The following is a 2,062-nucleotide window of genomic DNA, read 5'->3' on the forward strand; positions in this document are numbered from 1 at the left end:
ACCAACGACGTCTACGTAGGACTCTCCACCGGCACCACCTTCAACCCCAGCACCAAATGGCACGACTTCTTCGGCCTCAACGGCGAAACCACCCTCTGAACCGTCCCGCGTAGACAGCACGCTCCGCGCCACAGTTCGCGTCCGCCCGGCGCGGCTTCACCCGATGGAGGATCCATGGACAACACCCCTGCCGCCCGCCGGCCCGTCAGCCGCCGCCGGCTCCTGACCGGCGCCGCGGGAGTCGCCGCCGCCGGCACGTTCGCCGGCGCCCTCGCCGCACCGCTGCCCGCGTCCGCGGCCCGCGACGGCCACGGCCTGCGCATCGTCGACCGCAACGAGAACGGTGGCCGCCTTCAGTACTACCGGTTCGCCACCGACGCCATCGAGTGGGACCCGGCGGTCAACGTCCTGCTGCCCGACGGCTACCACACCAGCGGCAAGCGTTACCCGGTGCTGTACCTGCTGCACGGCGGGGCAGCCGACTTCCGGACCTTCCACATGCAGGACAACATCATCAACCTGACCGCCGGCAGAGAGATCATCGTCGTCATGCCGGACGCCTCCACCGGCTGGTACTCGAACCCGGTCCACAGCAACACCGGTCCCCGCAACTGGGAGACCTTCCACATCGCGCAGCTGCTGCCCTGGATCGAGTCGAACTTCCGCACCTTCCCGGAGTACAACGGTCGCGCCGTCGCCGGCTTCTCGATGGGCGGGTTCGGCGCCCTGAAGTACACCGCGAAGTACTACGGCCACTTCTGCTCGGTCAGTTCCCACTCCGGGCCGGCCAGCCTGCGCCGCGACTTCGGCCTCGTCGTGCACTGGGCCAACACCACCTCGGCCGCGATGGACCTCGGCGGCGGCACCGTCTACGGCGCGCCGCTGTGGGACGAGGCGCGGGTCACCGCGGACAACCCGGTCCAGCGCATCGAGAGCTACCGCAACAAGCGCATCTTCCTGGTCGCCGGCACCTCGCCCGACCCGATCAACTGGTTCGACTACGTCAACGAGACGCAGGTGCTGGCCGGTCAGCGCGAATTCCGGGCGGCCCTGGGTCGGGCCGGCATCCCGCACGAGTGGCGTGAGCTCCCCGGCGGCCACTTCTTCCGGCACGACATCTTCGTCCAGGACCTCAACGGGATGCTCGGCCGCCTGCGCCGCGCCGGCTGAGCCTCGTCGACGACGCGCCGCCACCGCAGACATCCGTCGCGGCCCGGCGGCGCGTCGTCGACGGCGCCCCACTGCGGCCCGACCGTCCCGCCCGCCGGGTGGCATCCGCCACGCCGACCGGCGTGCCCGCTCCCCCGACCCCATCCGAGCCTTCCCTGACGGGAGTCACCCCATGTCACGGCCTCCGAGGACCGGGGCGCGTCGCGTCCTGGCCGCCCTGCTCACCCTGGCGGTGGGCGTCCTGACCGGCGCGGTGGCGACATCGTCCCCCGCGCTCGCCGCGCCGAACTTCAAGGCCCCGTTCCCGTGCGGGCAGCGGTGGACCTACGACCACCACAGCGCCGAGGTCCGGCAGGCCCTGGACTTCGTGCGGGCCGACGGAGGTGCCACCGCGGGCACGCCGCAGGTCGCCTCCGCGGCGGGCGTCGCCCGGCGGTACTCGCAGCCCAGCGGCGCCGGCAACTACATCGTCATCGACCACGGCGGCGGTTGGACCACCTACTACTTCCACCTCAGCACCTACTCCGTGCCGGACGGGGCGTACGTGCAGCAGGGCCAGCAGATCGGCACCACGGGCAGCACCGGCAACTCGTCGGGGCCGCACATCCACTACGAACAGCTCTACAACGGCGTGGGGCAGACGATCGTGATCAACGGAACGTCGCTGGCGCCCTACCCCGGCCAGTACCACCAGAAGTACCTGGTCAGCGACAACTGCGGTACGTCGCCGACGGGTGGCCGGTATCTGGCGGGTTCGCCCACGGACTTCACCGGCGACGGCCGCGACGACATCGTCACCTTCACCCAGGGCACCCTCAACGACGTCTACGTCTCCACCTCCACCGGCACCAACTTCGCCGGCACCTCCAACAAATGGAACGACTTCTTCGGC

2 protein-coding genes are annotated in these 2,062 nt (G+C 70.5%); both read left to right on the plus strand.

What is annotated here, in order from left to right:
* Positions 1 to 174: 174 nt before the first annotated feature.
* Positions 175 to 1,170: an esterase family protein gene (locus ABZ573_RS32465; protein ID WP_151455691.1), complete on the plus strand. Its 996-nt coding sequence runs from the start codon at positions 175 to 177 to the stop codon at positions 1,168 to 1,170.
* Between the two features lie 172 nt (positions 1,171 to 1,342).
* A partial coding sequence (locus tag ABZ573_RS32470; protein WP_358122923.1) for a M23 family metallopeptidase occupies positions 1,343 to 2,062 on the plus strand: 720 nt, incomplete at its 3' end.

Source organism: Micromonospora sp. NPDC007220, from assembly GCF_040634035.1.
Taxonomy (GTDB): domain Bacteria; phylum Actinomycetota; class Actinomycetes; order Mycobacteriales; family Micromonosporaceae; genus Micromonospora; species Micromonospora reichwaldensis.